The 21,148-nt window shown below is 61.4% G+C and carries 19 protein-coding genes; 8 read left to right on the forward strand and 11 right to left on the reverse strand.

What is annotated here, in order from left to right; translation table 11 throughout:
• Positions 1-900 carry a tyrosine recombinase XerC gene (gene xerC, locus ACI512_RS02140; RefSeq protein WP_010207453.1) on the forward strand — a complete coding sequence of 300 codons (900 nt, stop codon included), beginning with the start codon at positions 1-3 and terminating at the stop codon, positions 898-900.
• Positions 897-1,592 (forward strand): HAD family hydrolase, encoded by a 696-nt coding sequence (locus tag ACI512_RS02145; protein WP_046034876.1) that lies wholly within the window; start codon positions 897-899, stop codon positions 1,590-1,592. The genes xerC and ACI512_RS02145 overlap by 4 nt, the downstream gene beginning before the upstream one ends.
• A 184-nt stretch (positions 1,593-1,776) precedes the next feature.
• Here the strand turns inward: ACI512_RS02145 and sutA are convergent, their stop codons facing one another.
• The 4 genes from sutA to glnK form a co-directional block, all read right to left on the reverse strand.
• Entirely contained in the window at positions 1,777-2,103 is a 327-nt protein-coding gene (sutA, locus tag ACI512_RS02150) for a transcriptional regulator SutA (RefSeq protein WP_015886504.1), read from the reverse strand.
• A gap of 103 nt (positions 2,104-2,206) precedes the next feature.
• Complete coding sequence (locus ACI512_RS02155) at positions 2,207-2,632, reverse strand: secondary thiamine-phosphate synthase enzyme YjbQ (RefSeq protein WP_046034875.1); 426 nt, start codon at positions 2,630-2,632, stop codon at positions 2,207-2,209.
• Between the two features lie 211 nt (positions 2,633-2,843).
• Positions 2,844-4,184, reverse strand: a complete 1,341-nt coding sequence (locus ACI512_RS02160; RefSeq protein WP_015886506.1) for an ammonium transporter — start codon at positions 4,182-4,184, stop codon at positions 2,844-2,846.
• Positions 4,185-4,218: 34 nt separating this feature from the next.
• Positions 4,219-4,557: a P-II family nitrogen regulator gene (glnK, locus tag ACI512_RS02165; protein WP_002555808.1), complete on the reverse strand. Its 339-nt coding sequence runs from the start codon at positions 4,555-4,557 to the stop codon at positions 4,219-4,221.
• Positions 4,558-4,978: 421 nt separating this feature from the next.
• Here glnK and ACI512_RS02170 point away from each other — a divergent pair, with 421 nt between their 5' ends.
• The 3 genes from ACI512_RS02170 (at position 4,979) to ACI512_RS02180 (ending at position 7,273) form a co-directional block, all read left to right on the forward strand.
• On the forward strand, positions 4,979-5,239 hold the full coding sequence (locus ACI512_RS02170) for an accessory factor UbiK family protein (protein ID WP_010207460.1): 261 nt from the start codon (positions 4,979-4,981) through the stop codon (positions 5,237-5,239).
• A gap of 9 nt (positions 5,240-5,248) precedes the next feature.
• On the forward strand, positions 5,249-5,683 hold the full coding sequence (locus ACI512_RS02175) for a hypothetical protein (protein ID WP_236379981.1): 435 nt from the start codon (positions 5,249-5,251) through the stop codon (positions 5,681-5,683).
• Between the two features lie 93 nt (positions 5,684-5,776).
• Complete coding sequence (locus ACI512_RS02180) at positions 5,777-7,273, forward strand: YifB family Mg chelatase-like AAA ATPase (RefSeq protein WP_236379979.1); 1,497 nt, start codon at positions 5,777-5,779, stop codon at positions 7,271-7,273.
• Positions 7,274-7,344: 71 nt separating this feature from the next.
• On the opposite strand, the gene ACI512_RS02185 is transcribed toward ACI512_RS02180, so the two are convergent.
• Both ACI512_RS02185 and ACI512_RS02190 read right to left on the reverse strand, forming a co-directional pair.
• On the reverse strand, positions 7,345-9,321 hold the full coding sequence (locus ACI512_RS02185; protein ID WP_015886510.1) for a methyl-accepting chemotaxis protein: 1,977 nt from the start codon (positions 9,319-9,321) through the stop codon (positions 7,345-7,347).
• 177 nt (positions 9,322-9,498) lie between these two features.
• Entirely contained in the window at positions 9,499-10,419 is a 921-nt protein-coding gene (locus ACI512_RS02190) for a LysR substrate-binding domain-containing protein (RefSeq protein ID WP_015886511.1), read from the reverse strand.
• 152 nt (positions 10,420-10,571) lie between these two features.
• On the opposite strand from ACI512_RS02190, the gene ACI512_RS02195 reads away from it, so the two are divergent.
• Entirely contained in the window at positions 10,572-11,975 is a 1,404-nt protein-coding gene (locus ACI512_RS02195) for a NorM family multidrug efflux MATE transporter (RefSeq protein ID WP_093542646.1), read from the forward strand.
• Positions 11,976-12,040: 65 nt separating this feature from the next.
• Here ACI512_RS02195 and ACI512_RS02200 read toward each other — a convergent pair whose 3' ends face one another.
• Positions 12,041-13,705 carry a bifunctional diguanylate cyclase/phosphodiesterase gene (locus ACI512_RS02200; RefSeq protein WP_015886513.1) on the reverse strand — a complete coding sequence of 555 codons (1,665 nt, stop codon included), beginning with the start codon at positions 13,703-13,705 and terminating at the stop codon, positions 12,041-12,043.
• A 256-nt stretch (positions 13,706-13,961) separates the two neighbouring features.
• On the opposite strand from ACI512_RS02200, the gene rep reads away from it, so the two are divergent.
• Together rep and ACI512_RS02210 are read left to right on the forward strand one after the other, a co-directional pair.
• A complete protein-coding gene (gene rep / locus ACI512_RS02205; RefSeq protein WP_015886514.1) occupies positions 13,962-15,971 on the forward strand; it encodes a DNA helicase Rep in 2,010 nt (669 codons plus the stop codon).
• 58 nt (positions 15,972-16,029) lie between these two features.
• Complete coding sequence (locus tag ACI512_RS02210) at positions 16,030-16,602, forward strand: xanthine phosphoribosyltransferase (protein WP_003195447.1); 573 nt, start codon at positions 16,030-16,032, stop codon at positions 16,600-16,602.
• Between the two features lie 149 nt (positions 16,603-16,751).
• Here the strand turns inward: ACI512_RS02210 and ACI512_RS02215 are convergent, their stop codons facing one another.
• From ACI512_RS02215 to alr, 4 genes are all read right to left on the reverse strand, one after another.
• Positions 16,752-18,674: an acetyl-CoA hydrolase/transferase C-terminal domain-containing protein gene (locus ACI512_RS02215; protein WP_236379605.1), complete on the reverse strand. Its 1,923-nt coding sequence runs from the start codon at positions 18,672-18,674 to the stop codon at positions 16,752-16,754.
• A gap of 133 nt (positions 18,675-18,807) precedes the next feature.
• Positions 18,808-19,221 carry a cytochrome c5 family protein gene (locus tag ACI512_RS02220; RefSeq protein WP_016975909.1) on the reverse strand — a complete coding sequence of 138 codons (414 nt, stop codon included), beginning with the start codon at positions 19,219-19,221 and terminating at the stop codon, positions 18,808-18,810.
• Between the two features lie 182 nt (positions 19,222-19,403).
• Positions 19,404-19,952, reverse strand: a complete 549-nt coding sequence (locus ACI512_RS02225; RefSeq protein WP_003176893.1) for a cupin domain-containing protein — start codon at positions 19,950-19,952, stop codon at positions 19,404-19,406.
• A gap of 116 nt (positions 19,953-20,068) precedes the next feature.
• A complete protein-coding gene (gene alr, locus ACI512_RS02230) occupies positions 20,069-21,142 on the reverse strand; it encodes an alanine racemase (RefSeq protein WP_015886517.1) in 1,074 nt (357 codons plus the stop codon).
• Between the last annotated feature and the right edge of the window lie 6 nt (positions 21,143-21,148).

Raw genomic sequence — 21,148 nt, forward strand, 5'->3', positions numbered from 1 at the left:
ATGGAACGGCAACTGGACGCTTACTGCGCTCACCTGCGCAACGAGCGCCAGGTGTCGCCCCATACCCTGGAAGCCTACCGACGGGACTTGAACAAGGTCCTGGCGTACTGCGAGAAACAACAGATCAGCAGCTGGAAGGCCCTGGATATCCAGAGCCTGCGCAGCCTGATCGCGCGCCTGCACCAGGCCGGCCAGTCCTCGCGCAGCCTGTCGCGCCTGCTCTCGGCGGTGCGCGGGCTCTATCACTACCTTAACCGTGAAGGCCTCTGCGACCACGACCCGGCCAACGGCCTGTCGCCGCCCAAGGGTGAGCGACGCCTGCCCAAGACCCTGGACACTGACCGCGCCCTGCAATTGCTGGATGGCGCCGTCGAGGACGACTTCCTCGCTCATCGCGACCAGGCGATCCTGGAGCTGTTCTATTCCTCGGGTTTGCGTTTGTCAGAGCTGACCGGCTTGAACCTGGATCAATTGGACCTCGCCGACGGCCTGGTGCAGGTGCTCGGCAAGGGCAGCAAGACCCGCGTCCTGCCGGTGGGCCGCAAAGCGCGGGAAGCCTTGCAGCTGTGGCTGCCGCTGCGCCTGCTGACCAACCCGGCGGATGACGCGGTGTTTGTCAGCCAACAAGGCCGCCGCCTGGGGCCACGCGCGATTCAGGTGCGGGTCAAGGCAGCCGGCGAGCGCGAGTTGGGGCAGAACCTGCACCCACACATGCTGCGACACTCTTTTGCCAGCCATATGCTGGAATCGTCCCAGGACCTGCGCGCGGTTCAAGAGCTGCTCGGCCACTCCGACATCAAGACCACACAGATCTACACCCACCTGGACTTCCAACACCTGGCAACGGTGTATGACAGCGCCCATCCACGGGCCAAACGCATCAAGGGCGGCGACTCATGAGTATCAAGCTGATCACCTTCGACCTGGACGACACGCTCTGGGACAACGTACCTGTCATCATCAGCGCCGAGGCGTCGATGCGCGAATGGCTGGCGGCAAACGCGTCCAAGGTCGGCGACCTGCCCCTGGAGCATTTCGCCAGCCTGCGCCAGCAGGTGCTGCAACGTCATCCAGAACTCAAACACCGCATCAGCATCCTGCGCCACCGGGTGTTGATGCATGCGTTTGAAGAAGCCGGTTATCCACAGCCTGAAGCCACGCAAATGGCGGATGTGTGCTTTGAGGCGTTCATTCACGCGCGACACCAGCTCACGGTGTTCCCGGAAGCCGAGCCGATGTTGCAAGCCCTGCGCCAGCACTTTTTGCTCGGGGTGATCACCAACGGCAATGCTGATGTGCAGCGCGTGGGTCTGGCGGATTACTTTCACTTTGCCCTGCGCGCCGAAGATATCGGCATCGCCAAGCCGGATGCCCGCTTGTTTCAGGAGGCGTTGCAGCGCGGTGGCGTGGAGGCCGGGGCGGCGGTGCATGTGGGCGATCATCCAGGCGATGACATTGCCGGGGCGCAACAGGCCGGGCTGCGGGCGGTGTGGTTTAACCCGACGGGTAAAGCCTGGGAGGCGCAAAAGCGCCCGGATGCAGAAATTCGTAGCCTGACGGAACTGCCGGAACTGCTGCGCAGCTGGAAGTAATACCGCAGGTCAAAATGTGGGAGGGGGCTTGCCCCCGATTACAGTGGGTCAGCCAATATATTCGTTGGCTGATACACCGCTATCGGGGGCAAGCCCCCTCCCACATTTTTTATCGCCAGTGACCTCCAGGCATGAAAAAACCCGCAGCGACGGCGGGCTTTTTCTTACAAGCAGGTGACTGACCTCAGATAGGTCGGCTGCCGTACTTGTTATCCGGCTTCTTCGGTGGGTCTGCCACCACGTTAGCCTCGACTTCCTGCACTTTGCCGCCTTTAGCGAGGAATTCTTCCATCGCACGGGCCAGGGCATCACGCTCTTTGTTCTTGGCTTCAACGCTCGGCAATTCATCTACCGACACCGCTGCCTTGGCTTTGCCTTTGGCAGCCGGAACAGGTGCATCATCGCCACCGTCGTCGTCAGCAACGTCTTCCGCCGCCGCTTCAAGACCTTCTTCGGTGTCGTCTTCGTCACCTACTTCGAGTTCGTCGTTTTCCAGATCATCGTCGCTCATGTTCTACCTCATGACTTGCGAAAAGCAGATTAGTTATAGCCCAGCTTCACCCTCTGTCGACGGCGGCGGGAAAAAAATCAACATCCACCGGATAACCAGTGGCTTATGCCCCATCACCGTGCAAGGTGGCGAGGACTTTACGAGCACCGCCATGATCACGGTGCTCGCCCAGATAAACACCTTGCCAGGTCCCCATCGCCAAGCGGCCGGCCTTCACCGGCAAACTCAGCTGGCAGCCCAGGAGACTGGCCTTGAAGTGCGCCGGCAGATCATCCGGACCTTCGTCGTTGTGTTCGAACCCTGCAAGGCCTTGCGGCACCAGCGAGTTGAAAAAACGTTCGAAGTCACGGCGAACCGCCGGATCGGCATTCTCGTTGACGGTCAACGAAGCCGAGGTGTGCTGCAGCCACAGATGCAACAAGCCCACGCGACAGGCCTTTAATTCAGGCAAGCCGGCCAGCAACTCATCGGTCACCAGGTGAAAGCCCCGGGGCTTGGCCCGCAGAGTAATCAGGGTCTGTTGCCACATACAGTTCTCCGCCCATCGGCGCGCATTCTAGCGCGCTCTGGGAAAAAACAAAGTGCCGAATACGCCTACATGGCTGTAAGACATTCGCACGCAGAAAAGTGCCGTGTGCGCCCCATCACAAACTTGAGGCGAAAACCGGTACAGCTTGTTATGACTGACAAACGCCAGGCAAAAAAATGCCCGGCGAGCCGGGCATCTTTTTTTCGCGTACTTACAAGTTGTAGCCGCGCTCGTTGTGTTGTGCCAGGTCGAGGCCGACAGCCTCTTCTTCTTCGGTGACCCGCAGGCCCATGACCATGTCCAGCACCTTGAGGATGATGTAGGTCACGATGGCCGTGTAGATCACGGTGAAGCCGACGCCTTTGCACTGAATCCAGACCTGGGCCGCGATATCAGTGGTCGCAGCGTTGAAGCCACCCATCGATGGTGCAGCAAAAACACCGGTCAGGATCGCACCGAGGATACCGCCGATACCGTGTACACCAAAGGCGTCCAGGGAATCGTCGTAGCCCAGTTTACGTTTCAGCGTCGTTGCGCAGAAGAAGCACACGACACCCGCCGCCAGGCCGATGATCAGCGCGCCCATCGGGCCCACGGTGCCAGCAGCCGGAGTGATGGCAACCAGACCCGCCACCACACCCGAGGCGATGCCCAGTGCGCTTGGCTTACCGTGGGTGATCCATTCGGCGAACATCCAACCCAACGCCGCCGCAGCGGTAGCGATCTGGGTGACCAGCATCGCCATGCCGGCGGTGCCGTTAGCGGCAGCGGCAGAACCGGCGTTGAAGCCGAACCAGCCGATCCACAGCATGGCGGCACCGATCAGGGTGTAACCAAGGTTGTGCGGGGCCATTGGCGTGGTCGGGAAGCCTTTGCGCTTGCCGAGCACGAGGCACGCCACCAGGCCAGCCACACCGGCGTTGATGTGAACCACGGTGCCGCCGGCGAAGTCCAGCACGCCCCAGTCCCACATCAGGCCACCGTTACCGCTCCAGACCATGTGCGCGATCGGCGCATAGACCAGGGTGAACCAGATAGCCATGAAGATCAGCATCGCCGAGAACTTCATGCGTTCGGCGAAAGCACCGACGATCAGCGCCGGGGTAATGATGGCGAAGGTCATCTGGAAGGTGATGAACACGGCTTCCGGGAACAGCGCCGCAGGCCCGGTGATGCTGGCCGGGGTAACGCCCGCCAGGAACGCCTTGCCCATGCCGCCGAAGAAGGAATTGAAGTTGACGACGCCCTGCTCCATCCCGGTCGTATCGAACGCGATGCTGTAACCGTAGACGACCCACAGGATGCTGATCAGGCCAGTGATGGCGAAGCACTGCATCATCACCGACAGAATATTTTTGGAACGAACCATGCCGCCGTAGAACAGCGCCAGGCCCGGGATAGTCATGAACAGTACCAAGGCGGTGGCGGTCAGCATCCAGGCGGTGTCGCCGGAATTGAGGACTGGAGCAGCCACTTCGTCTGCCGCCATGGCCAGGCTTGGCATTACGATGGACAACAGGGCTCCGAGCCCTGCGAATTTACGCAGAGTCATATTGTTTTCTCCTGGGGCGTTGGGGTTTGGCGGCTTAGATTGCGTCGGTATCGGTTTCGCCGGTACGGATGCGAATAGCCTGTTCCAGATTGACCACGAAGATCTTGCCGTCACCAATCTTGCCGGTGTTGGCGGCCTTGGTTATCGCCTCGATAACCCGGTCAAGATCCTTGTCGTCAATGGCGACATCAATCTTCACCTTCGGCAGGAAATCGACCACATATTCCGCGCCGCGGTACAGCTCGGTGTGACCCTTCTGCCGACCGAAGCCTTTGACCTCAGTAACGGTAATGCCCTGCACGCCGATCTCGGACAACGACTCGCGTACATCGTCCAACTTGAACGGCTTGATGATGGCAGTGACTAGCTTCATGAAAACTCTCTCCCGAATTGGTGGACTTGCCCCAGGAAAACAAACCCGTCTCAAGTCTAAGCGCAGTGCCTGGCTTTGTAACGCATCGTCGCCTCGGCATTTGCCTTTGCGACGCCAGCGAACCACTGGTGACGAAACCTGTACCCCTGATCCGTCGGCGCACTGCATTCGTCACAGCGACTGCATCAGTGCATGGGTCATGATCGTCTAAGCAGAAACCTTGCCAGCTCCGTAAAAATCACTGAAATCAGTCCTTTGCCCACTTATGCCGACCCAGCGCCGGTGCTGGCGACCACAATGCGCACAAAAACAGTGCGCCGCCGCCCAGCCCCCTGCGCGAAAAGCGTGCGCCCGGGTCACGAAAAAGACTATAGACGCTGCGTGATACACTGCCGGCCAACAGTTTTCCGGAATATTTCCCATGCTCGCGCCCAAAGACCTCCTCGACGCCCTGAGCGGCCACGCCTCTCGCCTGTTCAGCGGTGACACCCCACTGCCCCGCAATGAAATCGAAAGCCAGTTCAAGGCGTTGCTGCAGAGCGGCTTCAGCAAGCTCGACCTGGTCAGCCGGGAAGAATTCGACAGCCAGATGGTGGTGCTCGCCCGTACGCGCGCACGCCTGGAGAGCCTGGAGGCGAAGGTAGCGGAGCTTGAAGCGCGGTTGACGCCAGCAGGCGAATAACCGGCCTCCATGGCCAGCCTGCTGACCGCGCTGTTGATGGTTGCTCTATCCGCTAGCGTCGGGGCCGTGATGCTGCTCAGCAGCGCCGTCGCCGGCGTACGCGACCCGTTGCAACCGTCGATCATTCCGCTGTTTGCAGACGACGATCAGGTCTCCCTGGCACTGCGCACCAAAAGCATGCTGTCGTCCATTCCCATTCTGCTCGGGCCGATCCTGGGCTGGCTCGCCAACCGAGTGCCTCGCAACCTCTGCGTCGCGGCGGGCTTTGCACTGTTGGGGAGCAGTTTCGCCATGAGCGGCCAGATCGCTCAGTTAGGCATCGCGCTGAGCATCACGTCGTTGCGGGTGTTCCTGACCCCTGATTTGCGCACGTTCATGCGCGCCCCCGACACACGACCCAACGATGCCTACCTGGCCAACTACCCCAGCGCCTTTGCACGTTGATACGTCCTGTAAAAGTCTGCTCCCTTGCACCTGCACTCCCTCGACTACCTTTGAAAAGCCGCAGCAAGCGGCCCTCCCTTTCAAGGAACGAGCATGTCCCTCGCCATTGTCCACAGCCGCGCCCAGATCGGCGTCGAAGCCCCTGCCGTCACCGTCGAAGTGCACATGGCCAATGGTCTGCCGTCGCTGACGCTGGTGGGCTTGCCGGAAACGGCGGTCAAGGAAAGCAAGGACCGCGTGCGCAGCGCGATCCTCAACTCCGCGCTTCAATACCCGTCCCGCCGCATCACCCTCAACCTCGCGCCCGCCGACTTGCCCAAAGACGGCGGGCGTTTTGACTTGGCGATTGCCCTGGGGATCCTGGCCGCCAGCGTGCAGGTGCCGGCGCTGATGCTCGATGACGTGGAGTGCCTTGGGGAGTTGGCGCTGTCCGGTGAAGTCCGGGCGGTGAAAGGTGTGTTGCCGGCCGCATTGGCGGCACGCAAGGCCGGGCGTACCCTGATAGTGCCGCGGGCGAATGCCGAGGAGGCGTGCCTGGCTTCAGGGTTGAAGGTGATCGCGGTGGATCACTTGCTGCAGGTGGTGGCGCACTTGAATGGGCATGTGCCGATTGAACCGTATAAGTCCGACGGCTTGCTGTACTTGAATAAGCCGTATCCAGACCTGAGTGAAGTCCAGGGCCAACTGGCGGCCAAGCGCGCGCTGCTGATCGCAGCGGCGGGCGCGCATAACCTGCTGTTCAGTGGGCCGCCGGGCACGGGAAAGACGTTGCTCGCCAGCCGACTGCCGGGGTTGTTGCCACCCCTGAGTGAACAGGAGGCGTTGGAAGTGGCTGCGATTCAGTCGGTCGTCAGCCTGGCGCCGCTGAGCCATTGGCCGCACCGGCCGTTTCGCCAGCCACACCATTCCGCCTCAGGGCCAGCGCTGGTGGGAGGCGGCTCCAAACCGCAGCCGGGGGAGATCACCCTGGCCCATCACGGGGTGCTGTTCCTGGATGAGCTGCCGGAATTTGATCGCAAAGTGCTGGAGGTACTGCGTGAACCCTTGGAGTCGGGGCATATCGTGATCTCCCGCGCCCGTGACCGAGTGAGTTTCCCGGCGCGCTTTCAACTGGTGGCGGCCATGAACCCCTGCCCCTGCGGCTACCTGGGTGAACCCAGTGGGCGCTGTCGCTGTACGCCGGAGCAAATTCAGCGCTATCGCAACAAGCTGTCCGGGCCGTTGATGGATCGCATCGACCTGCACCTGACCGTTGCTCGGGAAACCACTGCGCTGAATCCAATCCAGCAGGCCGGCGATAACACAGCGAAGGCCTCGGCAGAGGTAGCCGAGGCACGGGAGCGCCAGTTGCGGCGTCAGGGCTGCGCGAATGCCTTCCTTGACCTGCCTGGGCTACGCCGTCACTGCACGCTGGCAAAGGTCGATGAAGGCTGGCTGGAGACCGCCTGCGAGCGATTGACTCTGTCGCTGCGTGCGGCGCATCGGCTGCTCAAGGTGGCGCGGACCCTGGCGGACCTGGAGCAGGTAGATGCCATCACGCGCGACCATCTGAAGGAAGCCTTGCAATACCGACCGGCGGCGATCACTTGAGCCTGGCGCAGAACCTGATGCGGGAGAGGGCTTGCTCCCACACTTGATCAACTGCGCCTGAAGGGCCGGTTTCAGCGGAACCGATCCACCTCATGCCGCAAGCCCGCCGCCAGGGTTTCGAGTTCCTTGGCGGTGATCGCCAGGTTCGACACCACTTCGCGCTGCTCGCTGTTGGCCAGCGCAATGCTCTGCAAATTGCTGCTGAGCAAGGTCGCGGTGCTGCTCTGCTCCTGGGTGGCGGTGGTGATCGCCGCGAACTGTTGACCGGCCGAGCGGCTTTGCTCGTCGATACGTGCCAACGCTGACGCCACGTCGGCGTTGCGTGACAGGCCTTCCTGCATCAGCGCATTGCCGTGTTCCATGGTGCTGATGGCGTTGCCGGTTTCGTGCTGGATGCTCTGGATCATCCCAGAGATCTCGTCGGTGGCCTGACGGGTGCGCGAAGCCAGGTTGCGTACTTCGTCCGCGACCACGGCGAAACCCCGGCCTTGCTCACCGGCCCGGGCGGCTTCGATGGCAGCGTTGAGCGCCAGCAGGTTGGTCTGTTCGGCGATCGAGGTGATCACACCGACGATCCCACCGATTTCCTGGGAGCGTTGGCCCAGGGTGTTGATCACCGTGGCCGTGCTGTTCAACGAGGTCGCGATATGTTCGAGGGACGACGAGGCTTCTTGCATCGAGTTACGGCCGATACGGGTTTGCTGGGCGTTTTCCTGGGCCAGGCGTTCCGTGGCGCCCATGTTGTCGGCGATGTTCAACGACGTGGCGCTGAACTCTTCTACCGCGCCGGCCATGCTGGTGATCTCGCCGGACTGCTGCTCCATGCCTTCGTAGGCACCGCCGGACAGACCGGACAATGCCTGGGCGCGGCTGTTGACCTCTTCAGCCGCCTTGCGGATATGCGAGACCATGGTCGACAGCGCTTCCCCCATCTGATTGAAGCTGCGTGCCAACTGGCCGATTTCGTCATGGCTGGACACGTTCAGACGCGCGCTCAAATCACCCGCGCCCAAGGCTTCGGCCTGGCGTACAAGGTCACTCAACGGCGCGAGTTTGCTGCGCAGCAGCCAGACCGTTGCGCCGACGGCCAGCAGCATGGCCAGCACGCTGCCGATCACCAGGCGAATGCCGACATCCCACGTCACCGAGCGAATCTCCGCTTTGGGCATGCTTGCGACCACAGCCCACGGCCCGCCTTCGAAGGGCACCGACACGCTGTAGAAGTCCTCGGTTTTATCCGCCCAGAAGCGCCCCGTACCGGGGGTCTTGGCCAGGTCCGACATTACCGGCACCGCTTGGTCCGGCGCCTGCACGCCGGCCGGTGGTACCAGCCAGCGCTTTTGCTCGTCCAGCAACGCCAGGGAACCCGTTTGGCCGATACGGAAGCGTTTCAGGTTTTCGAACTGGGCATTCTGCGCGTCGGTGTAGTCAAAACCGATGAACAGCACCGCAATGACTTTGCCGCTGGCGTCGCGCACCGGGCTGTATTGAGTCATGTAGGAGCGATCGAACAACACTGCGCGGCCGATGTAAGTCTGCCCACTGAACACACGCGAATAGGCCGGCCCATTGCGGTCAAGCACAGTGCCGATGGCGCGATTGCCGTCCTGTTTGGTCAGCGAGGTGCTGACGCGGATGAAGTCATCGCCGCTGCGCACGAACACCGTCGCCACACCGCCGGACATCTGCTTGAACTCGTCGACTTTATCGAAGTTGTTGTTCAGCAGATCGCTGCCCAGGTACAAGCTCGGGGTCTGTACACCCGCGACGGCAACAGGTTGGTCCGCCTGCACGCGCAAGCCGGCACTGAAGCGCTTCTCGAAAAGCCCCGTCAGGCGCTGTGTACTCTCACGCAAGGTGCTGTGAAACGTATTGAGCTGGTCGGCGAGCAAGCGCGCCTCGCTGGCCAAGTGTTCCTCACGGGTCGCGAGGTTGGCGGTGTCGAGCGAACGCAGGGCAAAAACAGTGCTGCCACCAATGGCAACAGCAAGGATCACAGCTAACGCGATACCAAGCTGGGAGGCGATCCGGGCGCGAGGTTGAGACATGATGGCTCCTGGCCGAGGCCAGGATCATCCTGATCTCATAGCGCTACTCGGCAAATTATCTAGTGGGTAACGTTGGTGCACGATGGTTCCAACACACCTACTTCGGAGGGCAGAGCCAATACTTGAGCGAATCACCGGGACATCGCGCAAACGATTGCAAGAGCGGCCTGCCGGCACTCAATCGAGACGTTCGACCTCGGGCAACGCCATGGCCTTGACTTCTGCCTGGAGAAACTCCGCCAAGCGCCGCAAACGCTCGCCGCCGGGGCGGGTTTTCGGCCATACCAGGTAGTAATTTTCGCCACTGGCCACGGCGGTTGGCCACGGCAGGCTCAACCGCCCTTGGGCCACGTCTTCGGCCACCATCAACAGGTCGCCCATGGACACGCCATAGCCCCGCGCGGCGGCGATCATGCCCAGTTCGAGCGTATCGAATACCTGCCCACCCTTGAGCGACACTTGGGATGACAACCCCATGCGTTCCAACCAATTGCGCCAGTCGCGACGGTCAGGGGTGGGGTGCAGCAATTCGGCGGTGGCCAGGCGTGCTGCATCCCAGGGCCCATCTTCCAGCAGGTTCGGCGCGCCTACCGGGATCAGCAATTCCGGGAATAGATAACTGGCCTCCCAGTCGGCCGGGAAATGCCCGTAACTCAGGAGCACCGCGCAGTCGAACGGCTCTTGGTTGAAGTCCACCTCGTCCACACTCATCCAGGCGCTGGTCAGTTGCACCTCATTGCCCGGCTGCAGCGCCCGGAAGCGACTGAGCCGCGCCAGCAGCCAACGCATGGTCAGGGTCGACGGCGCCTTCATACGCAGGATGTCATCTTCAGCGTTCAAGGTATGACAGGCCCGTTCCAGCGCGGCAAAGCCTTCCCGCACGCCGGGCAGCAGCAGGCGCGCGGCCTCGGTGAGCTGCAAGGTGCGGCCGCTGCGCTGGAACAGGCGGCAGGCGAAATGCTCTTCCAGCGTGCGGATATGCCGGCTCACCGCACTTTGAGTAATGGACAGTTCCTCCGCCGCGCGGGTGAAGGAGTTGTGTCGAGAGGCGGCTTCAAATGCACGCAAGGCATAAAGCGGAGGAAGACGGCGGGACATAGGAAAAGCTCCGACAGCGCAATGCGCAAACCCTACCAGAATCAAGCCAGCATGAGTTTTAATCATGCGAGCGATCGCATTTATCCCTTTGTGCAATGCACTGAGAGCGCCGAGAATCCACCCTTCCCCACCCCTGCGAATTTTCGAGTGTGATGATCATGCAGCATCCGGCACGTACCGAACTCTGGGCCATTCTGCGGCTGTCAGGGCCGTTGATTGCCTCACAGTTGGCGCACATGCTGATGGTGCTGACCGACACCCTGATGATGGCCCGTCTGAGCCCCGAAGCCCTGGCCGGCGGTGGGCTGGGCGCGGCGAGCTATTCGTTCGTGTCGATTTTCTGCATCGGTGTGATTGCCGCCGTCGGTACCCTGGTGGCCATCCGTCAAGGCGCGGGCGATATCGAGGGCGCCACCCGCCTGACCCAGGCCGGGCTGTGGCTGGCCTGGCTGATGGCCTTGGCGGCCGGTTTGCTGTTGTGGAACCTCAAGCCGTTGCTGCTGATGTTTGGCCAGACCGAAACCAATGTTCACTCGGCCGGGCAATTCCTGACGATCCTGCCATTCGCCCTGCCCGGTTTCCTGAGCTTCATGGCCTTGCGCGGCTTCACCAGCGCAATTGGCAAAGCCAAGCCGGTGATGGTCATCAGCCTCGGCGGCGCGGTGGCCAACTACCTGCTCAACCACGCGTTGATCGAAGGCATGTTCGGCCTGCCGAAATTGGGCCTGATGGGCATCGGCCTGGTCACCGCCGTCGTAGCCAACGGCATGGCGTTGGCGCTGATGGGGTACATCCACAGGAACCGTGCCTATGCAGCCTACCCGCTCAGCACCGGCCTGCTGCGCCTCAATACCCAGTACCTGCGTGAGCTGTGGCGCCTGGGCCTGCCGATTGGCGGCACCTATGCCGTTGAAGTCGGGTTGTTTGCCTTTGCGGCGTTGTGCATGGGCACCATGGGCAGCACACAGTTGGCCGCGCATCAGGTTGCGCTGCAGATCGTCTCGGTGGCGTTCATGGTGCCGGCGGGGATGTCCTACGCGGTGACCATGCGCATCGGCCAGCATTACGGCGCCGGGCAGTTACTGCAGGCACGCCTGGCCGGGCGTGTCGGCATAGGATTTGGTGCGGCGGTGATGTTGGGATTTGCCGTGGTGTTATGGCTGTTTTCCGATCCGCTGATCGGACTGCTCATCGACCACCACGACCCGGCGTTCCATGACGTCATCGTCCTGGCCGTCAGCCTGCTCGCGGTGGCGGCATGGTTCGAGCTGTTCGACGGCGTGCAAACCATCGCCATGGGCTGCATTCGTGGGCTGAAAGACGCCAAGACCACCTTTCTGATCGGCGCGGGCTGCTATTGGTTGATTGGTGCGCCATCGGCCTGGCTGATGGCCTTCACCCTGGGCTGGGGGCCGACCGGCGTGTGGTGGGGTCTGGCACTGGGCCTGGCGTGCGCGGCAGTGAGCCTGACCTGGGCATTTGAGGCGAAGATGAAGCGCATGATTCGGCAAGAGCCTGACCCTCTAGGCTCATTTCAAGCCGCACAGGCAGACTAGAAGCCCTGCTCGGTTAATGTGGAAGGGGGCAAGCCCTCCTCCCACATTTTGATTGGGTTCGCACCTCAGCCCAGCAGCGCTTGCTGGCTTTTGCCGAAGGTCAGGTAGTCCACAAGCTCCGGCAACGGTAACGGCTTGCTGATCAGGTAACCCTGGGCCTGATCACAGCCGAACAACCGCAACAGCGCCAACTGCTCCGGCGTTTCCACACCTTCGGCGACCACTTCCAGGTTGAGGTTGTGGGCCAGGTTGATCATGGCATGCACCAGCTTGCGGTTTTCCTCGCGCTCTTCCATGCCGCCGACGAAGCTCTTGTCGATCTTCAACAAGGCAATCGGCAGGCTGTTGAGGTGCACGAACGAAGAGAAACCCGTGCCGAAATCATCCAGGGAAAACCGCACACCGAGGCGGCCGAGGGCGTCCATGGTCTGCTTGACCAGATCACTGCGGCGCATCACGGCGGTTTCGGTGAGTTCGAACTCCAGCCACTGCGCCTCCACGCCACGCTCGGCAATCAGCCGGCTGAGGGTCGAGAGCAACTGGCTGTCCTGGAACTGGCGGAACGACAGGTTGACCGCCATGTGCAGCGGCGGCAGGCCGCGTTCGCGCAGGTCTTGCATGTCGCGCAGGGCCCGGGAGATGACCCAGTAGCCCAACGGCACGATCAAGCCGCTTTGCTCGGCCAGGGGCACGAACTCGCTGGGCGGCAACAGGCCACGCTCGCCATGGCGCCAGCGCACCAAGGCCTCGAGACCGACGATATGCCCATCGTCGAGGTCCAGGCGCGGCTGGTAATGCAGCTCCAATTCATCACGGCGCAAGGCACGGCGCAGTTCACTTTCCAGGTCGGCCAGGCTGCGCGCGTTGCGGTTGATGCGCTCGTTGAAGATATGAAAGGTACAGCCCTGGGTGCTCTTGGCCTGTTGCATGGCGATATGGGCGTGCCACATCAATGGGTCGGCACCGGCGCGGGCGCGGGCATGCGCCACACCCAGGCTGCAACCGATCAGCAGGCTTTCACCATCCACCCAGTAAGGTTCGGCCATGACCTCGGTGATGCGCTCGGCCATCCACTCGGCGCGCTGGGGGGCACGGCGGGTGTCGATCAACAGGGCGAATTCATCGCTGCCCAGGCGCGCCAGTTGATCCCCGGCCTCCAGCTGGCTCTTGAGCCGCGAGACCACTTGCAGGATCAGCCGGTCGCCGGCCTGGTGGCCGAGGGCGTCGTTGGCATGGCGGAAGTTATCGAGGTCCAGGTGGCCCAGCGCCAGGCCGCGCCCGTCATTCTCGGCGAGCCGCGCAGCCAGCAGGGTCTGAAAGCCCTGGCGGTTGGCGATACCGGTGAGCGGGTCCTGTTCGGCCAGGCGTTGCAGCGTGTTTTCCAGCAAACCACGCTCACGGACGTGGCGCAGGCAGCGGCGCAACGTATCGGCGTCCAATACATCGCGGACCAGCCAATCGCTGACACCCAGGGGCGACACCAGCGGTTCCTGCTCCAGCAGCAACACACACGGCAGGCTGCAACGGCCGGGGCCGGGTTGCAGGCTGGGCGTGGTTAACAACACGGCGCTGTGGTCGTCATCGAATAGACGGCTCACGGACTCCCAGTTTGGCGCGCTGATCAGCACAGCCCCATCGCCCATCGGCGCCAGGCACTCGCGCAATAACGCTGCCCACGCGGGCTCATCGGCCAGCAGCAGCAAACGCAAGGGTTCGACAGGCGTAGACAAGCTAGCTCCCTAGACTCTGCAAGATTTCGTTGGCGACGGGCATTATGACGTGCGGCCCGACAATCACCAATGATAGGGGTCATCAAACACGCGAACTGTAAACATTAGTCTCTAACAACCCGCACATCCTGCGGCAAAGTAACAAAACCGGCAAATTTAGATCGAGTGGTACGTCACACTGTCGTTCTGACAGGGCAGAATCCTGCCAGCCTGTTAAAATGCCCGCCCTTTTGAATAACGACTCCCTGAATTCCGTATGTCCCGACTCAATCCCCGGCAGCAAGAAGCCGTGAACTACGTCGGCGGCCCTCTATTGGTGCTCGCCGGTGCAGGCTCCGGCAAAACCAGTGTGATCACCCGCAAGATCGCGCACCTGATCCAGCAGTGCGGCATCCGCGCCCAGTACATCGTCGCCATGACCTTTACCAACAAGGCAGCGCGGGAAATGAAAGAGCGCGTCGGAACCCTGCTCAAGGGTGGCGAAGGCCGTGGCCTCACCGTGTGCACGTTCCACAACCTGGGCCTGAACATCATCCGCAAGGAGCATGCGCGGCTGGGCTACAAGCCGGGCTTCTCGATCTTCGACGAGACCGACGTGAAGTCGCTGATGACCGACATCATGCAAAAGGAATACGCAGGCGACGACGGCGTGGATGAGATCAAGAACATGATCGGCGCCTGGAAAAACGACCTGATCCTGCCTGCCCAGGCCCTGGAAAACGCACGCAACCCCAAGGAGCAGACCGCCGCCATCGTCTACACCCACTACCAGCGCACGCTCAAGGCGTTCAACGCGGTGGACTTCGACGACCTGATCCTGCTGCCGGTGAAGCTGTTCGAGGAACACGCCGACATCCTCGAAAAGTGGCAGAACAAGGTGCGCTACCTGCTGGTGGACGAATACCAGGACACCAACGCCAGCCAATACCTGCTGGTGAAAATGCTGATCGGCAAGCGCAACCAGTTCACCGTGGTAGGCGACGATGACCAGTCGATCTACGCCTGGCGCGGCGCCCGCCCGGAAAACCTGATGCTGCTCAAGGACGACTACCCGTCCTTGAAAGTGGTGATGCTGGAGCAGAACTACCGCTCCACCAGCCGCATCCTGCGCTGCGCCAACGTGCTGATCTCCAACAATCCACACGAATTTGAGAAACAGCTGTGGAGCGAGATGGGCCATGGCGACGAGATTCGCGTGATCCGCTGCCGCAACGAAGACGCCGAAGCCGAGCGCGTGGCCGTGGAAATCCTCAGCCTGCACTTGCGCACTGACCGGCCCTACAGCGATTTCGCGATCCTGTACCGCGGCAACTACCAGGCCAAGCTGATCGAGCTGAAATTGCAGCACCACCAGGTGCCGTATCGCCTGTCAGGCGGCAATAGCTTTTTCGGACGCCAGGAAGTCAAGGACCTGATGGCCTACTTCCGCCTGATCGTGAACCCGGACGACGACAACGCCTTCCTGCGCGTGATCAACGTGCCGCGCCGCGAAATCGGCTCCACCACCCTGGAAAAGCTCGGTAACTACGCCACTGAACGCAAGATCTCGATGTATGCCGCCACCGACGAAATCGGCCTGGGCGAACACCTGGACACGCGCTTCACCGATCGCCTATCGCGCTTCAAGCGCTTCATGGACAAGGTGCGTGAGCAGTGCGCCGGCGAAGACCCGATCAGCGCCCTTCGCAGCATGGTCATGGACATCGACTACGAAAACTGGCTGCGCACCAACAGCTCCAGCGACAAGGCCGCGGACTACCGCATGGGCAACGTCTGGTTCCTGATCGAAGCCTTGAAGAACACCCTGGAAAAAGACGAAGACGGCGAGATGACCGTCGAAGACGCCATCGGCAAACTGGTGCTGCGCGACATGCTCGAGCGCCAGCAGGAAGAAGAAGACGGCGCCGAAGGTGTGCAGATGATGACCTTGCATGCGTCCAAGGGCCTCGAATTTCCCTACGTGTTCATCATGGGCATGGAAGAGGAAATCCTCCCGCACCGCTCCAGCATCGAAGCCGACACCATCGAAGAAGAACGTCGCCTGGCCTACGTGGGCATCACCCGCGCGCGCCAGACACTGGCCTTCACCTTTGCCGCCAAGCGCAAGCAATACGGCGAAATCATCGATTGTGCCCCCAGCCGGTTCCTGGACGAGCTACCACCGGACGATCTGGCCTGGGAAGGCAATGACGACACCCCCACCGAGGTGAAGGCCGTTCGCGGCAACACCGCCTTGGCGGACATACGCGCGATGTTAAAGCGCTAGAATCGACTACTTTTTAATCTACTTTCGGCGCGCACCGCGCCATTAGAGGAAGCTTTCCGTGGAAGCACTGCATAAGAAAATTCGCGAAGAAGGCATCGTGCTTTCCGATCAGGTACTCAAGGTCGACGCCTTTTTGAACCACCAGATCGACCCGGCACTGATGAAGCTGATCGGCGACGAATTCGCCGCGCTGTTCAAGGACTCGGGCATCACCAAGATCGTCACCATCGAAGCCTCGGGCATCGCCCCGGCGATCATGACCGGCTTGAACCTGGGCGTACCGGTGATCTTCGCGCGCAAGCAGCAATCCCTGACCCTGACCGAAAACCTGCTGTCGGCCACGGTGTATTCCTTCACCAAAAAAACCGAGAGCACCGTGGCGATCTCCCCGCGCCACCTGACCAGCAGCGACCGCGTGCTGGTGATCGATGATTTCCTGGCGAACGGCAAGGCGTCCCAGGCGCTGATTTCGATCATCAAGCAGGCCGGCGCGACCGTGGCCGGCTTGGGGATTGTGATCGAGAAGTCGTTCCAGGGCGGCCGTGCGGAGCTGGATGCGCAGGGATACCGAGTGGAATCCCTGGCACGGGTCAAATCCCTCGCCGGTGGTGTGGTCACCTTCATCGAGTAATCGCAGCCCCACGCCTATCTTGTGTGGGCACGGTTAAAAGTGTGGGAGGGGGCTTGAACCCGATAGCAGTGGGTCAGTCACCCAATGGGTTGGCTGACCCACTGCTATCGGGTTCAAGCCCCCTCCCACATTTGGTTTTGTGTTGGTTTTTAGTGTGCGGTGGCCTGGAGGCCGGCGAGCAGCAGCCGCTGATATAAATCTTCTTTCAAACCTTCCGGGTTATCCAACCGCATCCGCTTCAAATGCTCAGGAAACACCTCCGGCTCCGGCGCATCCAACGCCGCCTTGCCCAATTCCAGAATCTCCGTGAGCTTGAACTTGCTCTTGAGCCAGTTCAGCGCCCGCAGCAAATCGCGCTCCTCATCCGTAAAGTCGCTGCCCAGCGGATACTCCGGAAACAGCCGACGATGGCGCGCTTGAATGGCCTGAAGCCGCTCCGGCGTGTTATCGGCGAAGCGCGGATCCAGCTGGAAACCCTTGGGCAGCTTGCCGGCCTTTTGCGCCTGCTCGATCAAATCGTCCTGGAACCGTGAGTCGGTGATATTGAGCAACGCCTCGATCACCTTGGCATCCGTCTGACCCCGCAGATCGGCAATGCCGTACTCGGTGATGACAATGTCCCGCAGGTGTCGAGGAATCGTGCAGTGCCCGTAGTCCCACACGATGTTGGAACTGACCTCCCCCGCCGACTCGCGCCAACTGCGCAAAATCAGGATCGACCGCGCGCCTTCCAGCGCATGGCCTTGGGCGACAAAGTTGTACTGCCCGCCCACGCCGCTGAGTACGCGACCGTCCTCCAGTTGATCGGCGACGCCGGCACCGAGCAACGTGACGATGATCGCGCTGTTGATAAACCGTGCGTCCAGGCGTTGCAGGCGCTTGAGTGCTTCCTGGCCGTACAGCTCGTTGATGTAGCTGATGCGTGTCATGTTGAATTCAAGACGCTTGGCGTGGGTCATTTCCTGCAGGCGCTGGTAAAAACTTCTCGGGCCCAGGAAGAATCCGCCGTGGATGGAGATGCCGTCGGGCTGTGCGGCGTCGTCGAGCGTGCCGGCGTTAGCCTGTTCCTGCGTTGCCACATCCGGGTAGACCTTGCGGCGGATAATCCCCGCGTCCGCCAGCACCAACAGGCCGTTGACGAACATTTCGCTGCAACCGTAGAGGCCACGGGCGAAGGGGTCGACGCCGCCTTCTCGGCTGATCAACGGTGCCCATTGGTACACATCGAGGTCGGTCAGCAGCAATCGATAGGCTTCGTTGTCGGCCTGGCGCGCCAACAGCGCGGCCGTCAGCGCATCCCCCATGGAGCCGATGCCGATCTGCAAGGTGCCGCCATCGCGCACCAGGGTGCTGGCATGCAGGCCGATAAAGTGGTCTTGGAAACCCACCGGCATATTCGGCGTCGAGAACAGCGTGGTGCTGTCTTTTTCATCGAGCAGGTAGTCGAAGGCGTCCATGCCCAACTCGGCATCCCCTGGCATGTAGGGCAAATCGCTGTGGACCTGGCCGACGATCAGCACGGTTTCACCGGCCTCACGGCGCTTGGCGATCATGGGCAGCAGGTCGAGGGTGATATCCGGGTTGCAGCTCAGGCTCAGGCGATCAGGATGCTCGGCGCTGCTGGCAACCAATTGCGCCACCAGGTTCAAGCCGGCTGCGTTGATGTCGCGGGCGGCGTGGCTGTAGTTGCTGCTGACGTAGTCCTGCTGCGCCGACTCGCTGTGGAGCAGGCTGCCGGGTTGCATGAAGAACTGCTGTACGTGGATATTTTTTGGAAGCGTGTCTTTGTGCAGGTCGGCGAGGAAATCCAGCTCGGGGTAATCGCCAAACACCCGCTCGATAAAGGGTTCGAGAAAGCGTTTCTGCAAGCCATCGCCCAGCGTTGGCCGGCCCAGGCTCAAGGCGGTGTAGATCGTCAGCGACCGCTCCGGCAATTTGGCGATGCGCCGGTACAGCGCGTTGGCGAACAGGTTCGGCTTGCCCAGGCCAAGCGGCATGCCCATGTGGATATGCGCCGGCAACCGTTCCAGTACGTCGTCAACTGCTTGCTCGATTGAACACAACTGCACCATCCGACCCTCCTGAACATTCCATGATTAGGGGTTGGACCGAGCTTGCAGGGTCTTTGCTGCAAAGAACAGTGTTGAAACACAAATCGCGGCCACAAAAAAGCCGCCCGTAAGCGGCTTTTTGGCGAAGATTGGTTTATTTCAAACCCGACATCTTCTCGATCGCACCTTTCAGGTCATCATCCGAGCAATCAGAGCACGTGCCTTTTGGCGGCATGGCATTGATGCCCGTGATCGCCTTGGCCAGGATCCCATCCAGGCCGCCTTGATGGTCGGCGCGCTCTTTCCAGGCGGCGGTATCGCCGATTTTCGGCGCGCCCAACAGGCCCGTACCGTGGCAAGCGTTGCAGTGCTTGGCGATGATCTCATCCGGCGTCTTCGCCGCGCCGCCGCCGGCGGCTACCGCCACTTCCATGCCCTTGCATTCCTGGCCCTGGACGCAAACCTGACCCACAGGCTCCAGGCGCTTGGCAATGTCGTCGTTGGTCGCAGCTTGAGCGCTGACAGCCCATAGGGCCAGTACGGTTGCTGGTGCAGCCAGCATTTTCATAATTAGGTTCACGCGTTCACCCTCAATGGTGGCTATTCACGCCTGCGGCCACGGTTTCGCAGGCGGCGAAAGTATAACGGTTAGCCCGCCTGGCCGAAACAACCCTATTAAATAAAGGGAGATTCAGCCTCGCGGATTACAGCTGCGGGAACCTCTGCAACGCTGGCAGGGCGCCTCTATTCTTAAAAGTTCGCGGGCGTGGCTGCGCTGATTAGTCGCGCCGGCACATCGAACGGGTTACGAAAACGATGCGGCTTGGTGCTTTCAAAGTAGTAGCTATCGCCAGCTTCGAGCACAAAAGTTTCAAGACCGACCACCAACTCCAAGCGACCTTCCACCAAAATCCCGGTTTCTTCGCCTTCGTGGGTGAGCATTTCTTCGCCCGTGTCGGCGCCCGGTGGGTAGATCTCGTTGAGAAATGCAATCGCCCGGCTGGGGTGCGCGCGGCCTACCAGTTTCATGGTGACGGCGCCGTCAGAGATATCGATGAGCTCATTGGCTTTATAGACGATCTGCGTCGGTATTTCCTGGAGGATCTCCTCGGAAAAGAACTCGACCATCGACATGGGGATGCCGCCCAGCACCTTGCGCAAGGAGCTGATCGAGGGGCTGACGCTGTTTTTTTCGATCATCGAAATGGTGCTGTTGGTGACACCCGCGCGCTTGGCGAGCTCGCGCTGGGAAAGACCCTTCAGTTTACGGATGGATTGCAGTCGTTCGCCGACGTCCAATGCAGGAGCCTCCTAGGATTCAGGCTTTGTTGTAATTGAGCGTTATCATGGCGACAGCGTTCAGTATTTACAACACTTGGGCCTAAATCCCAGGCGGTTGGGTTCGTACCTGGCGATCAAGCGCCGGAATAGAGCCTTGGCACGCGGCGCAGGTTGCAGAAAATCTGGTAGGGAATGGTCTCGGCGGCGGTGGCGATATCACTGGCGAGGATGTTTTTGCCCCACAACTCCACCGTGGCACCGAGGCCGGCCTGAGGCACGTCCGTCAGGTCGACGCACAGCATGTCCATGGAGACACGGCCCAATAGTTGGCTGCGCTGCCCGGCGACCAGTACCGGCGTGCCGGTGGGGGCGTGACGCGGGTAGCCATCGGCATAGCCCATGGCGACCACGCCGATGCGCATCGGTTTTGGCGTGATGAACTTGGCGCCATAACCCACCGGCTCACCGGCCGGCAGTTCGCGCACGCAGATAACCTTGGATTCCAGGGTCATCACCGGCTGCAAACGCGCGGCGAGGGCCTGGTCTTCGCCAAACGGCGTGGCGCCGTAAAGCATGATGCCCGGGCGCACCCAGTCGCTGGACACACTCGGCCAGCCCAGCACCGACGGCGAATTGCGCAAGCTGACCTCGGCCGAAAGGCCCTGGCGCGCCGCCTCAAACACCGCGACTTGTTCATCGCTGCTGACGCAATCGAGCTCATCGGCGCGGGCGAAGTGGCTCATCAACACGATCTTGGCCACTTTTCCGCTGGCCAACAGGCGCTGGTACGCCTCGTGGAAATCCTTGGGGTGCAGGCCGACACGGTGCATGCCCGAATCCAGCTTGAGCCAGACGGTCAGCGGCGTACGCAACTGCGCCTGCTCAATCGCTTCCAGTTGCCACAGCGAATGCACCACGCACCACAAATCGTGCTCGAGGATCAGCGGCAGCTCGTCGGCCTCGAAAAAACCTTCCAGCAGCAGCACCGGCGCACGAATCCCGGCGGCGCGCAGCTCCAAAGCCTCTTCGATGCACGCCACGGCAAACCCATCGGCGTCGGCTTCCAACGCCTGGGCCACGCGCACGGCACCGTGGCCATAGGCGTCGGCCTTGACCACGGCAAGGGCCTTGGCCCCCGTGACTTCACGGGCCAGTTGGTAGTTGTGACGCAGGGCTTGGAGGTCGATCAGGGCACGGGCAGGACGCATGGCGGC

Origin of the sequence: Pseudomonas petroselini, assembly GCF_045037875.1 — a bacterium.
Lineage (GTDB): Bacteria > Pseudomonadota > Gammaproteobacteria > Pseudomonadales > Pseudomonadaceae > Aquipseudomonas > Aquipseudomonas petroselini.

Coding starts and splice junctions, on each gene's coding strand:
- sutA (WP_015886504.1), bottom strand. CDS start 2,103: ATGAGCGACGATGATCTGGAAAACGACGAACTCGAAGTAGGTGACGAA.
- ACI512_RS02145 (WP_046034876.1), top strand. CDS start 897: ATGAGTATCAAGCTGATCACCTTCGACCTGGACGACACGCTCTGGGAC.
- ACI512_RS02170 (WP_010207460.1), top strand. CDS start 4,979: ATGCTCGCGCCCAAAGACCTCCTCGACGCCCTGAGCGGCCACGCCTCT.
- ACI512_RS02190 (WP_015886511.1), bottom strand. CDS start 10,419: ATGTCCCGCCGTCTTCCTCCGCTTTATGCCTTGCGTGCATTTGAAGCC.
- ACI512_RS02215 (WP_236379605.1), bottom strand. CDS start 18,674: ATGGTGCAGTTGTGTTCAATCGAGCAAGCAGTTGACGACGTACTGGAA.
- ACI512_RS02195 (WP_093542646.1), top strand. CDS start 10,572: ATGATCATGCAGCATCCGGCACGTACCGAACTCTGGGCCATTCTGCGG.
- glnK (WP_002555808.1), bottom strand. CDS start 4,557: ATGAAGCTAGTCACTGCCATCATCAAGCCGTTCAAGTTGGACGATGTA.
- ACI512_RS02160 (WP_015886506.1), bottom strand. CDS start 4,184: ATGACTCTGCGTAAATTCGCAGGGCTCGGAGCCCTGTTGTCCATCGTA.
- ACI512_RS02155 (WP_046034875.1), bottom strand. CDS start 2,632: ATGTGGCAACAGACCCTGATTACTCTGCGGGCCAAGCCCCGGGGCTTT.
- ACI512_RS02185 (WP_015886510.1), bottom strand. CDS start 9,321: ATGTCTCAACCTCGCGCCCGGATCGCCTCCCAGCTTGGTATCGCGTTA.
- alr (WP_015886517.1), bottom strand. CDS start 21,142: ATGCGTCCTGCCCGTGCCCTGATCGACCTCCAAGCCCTGCGTCACAAC.
- xerC (WP_010207453.1), top strand. CDS start 1: ATGGAACGGCAACTGGACGCTTACTGCGCTCACCTGCGCAACGAGCGC.
- rep (WP_015886514.1), top strand. CDS start 13,962: ATGTCCCGACTCAATCCCCGGCAGCAAGAAGCCGTGAACTACGTCGGC.
- ACI512_RS02220 (WP_016975909.1), bottom strand. CDS start 19,221: ATGAAAATGCTGGCTGCACCAGCAACCGTACTGGCCCTATGGGCTGTC.
- ACI512_RS02175 (WP_236379981.1), top strand. CDS start 5,249: ATGGCCAGCCTGCTGACCGCGCTGTTGATGGTTGCTCTATCCGCTAGC.
- ACI512_RS02180 (WP_236379979.1), top strand. CDS start 5,777: ATGTCCCTCGCCATTGTCCACAGCCGCGCCCAGATCGGCGTCGAAGCC.